We start from the raw sequence: 589 nt of genomic DNA on the forward strand, positions 1-589 counted from the left end.
CGAGGATGCGCATGATCCTGACGGGCCTGCGCGCGGACTGGCAGTGGCTGGACCATCGGATCGACGCGATCTCGGCAGAGATTGTGGAGGTCAGCAGAGCCGAGGAGAATTGCGCGAACATCATGACAATCCCCGGCATCGGCCCGATGATTTCGACCGCGCTGGTCGCCGCGATCGGCAAGGGCGAGGCCTTTGCCCATGGCAGGGACTTCGCGGCATGGGTCGGGCTGGTGCCACGCCAGTTCAGCACCGGCGGACGCACCATCCTCGGTCGGATCAGCAAACGGGGCAGCAGGTATTTGCGAACGCTGTTCGTTCAGGCGGCGAAGGTCATCATGATGCGCCCGCACCGATGGCCCGCATTCCGCTTCGGCGCCTGGTTGAGCGCTGCAGTCGCCCGAATGCCCCACAACAAGGCGGCCATTGCGCTGGCGAACAAACTGGCTCGGACCGCCTGGAGCATCCTGCGACATGGCACCCGCTTCGACGCCCCGCACGATAGAGACATGGCCGCGGACGCGATCTAGGCGCGCCACGGCTATCACGGAGTTCGCAAAGGAGAGAACAGCATGGAACGGAGAACATACGC

At 64.5% G+C, this 589-nt stretch carries 1 protein-coding gene; it reads left to right on the forward strand.

Features of this window, described 5'->3' with window-relative positions:
• A partial coding sequence (locus tag E2K76_RS20180) for an IS110 family transposase (RefSeq protein WP_136686218.1) occupies positions 1-527 on the forward strand: 527 nt, incomplete at its 5' end.
• Positions 528-589: the final 62 nt, after the last annotated feature.

This window comes from Falsirhodobacter xinxiangensis (assembly GCF_004959935.1).
Lineage (GTDB): Bacteria > Pseudomonadota > Alphaproteobacteria > Rhodobacterales > Rhodobacteraceae > Falsirhodobacter > Falsirhodobacter xinxiangensis.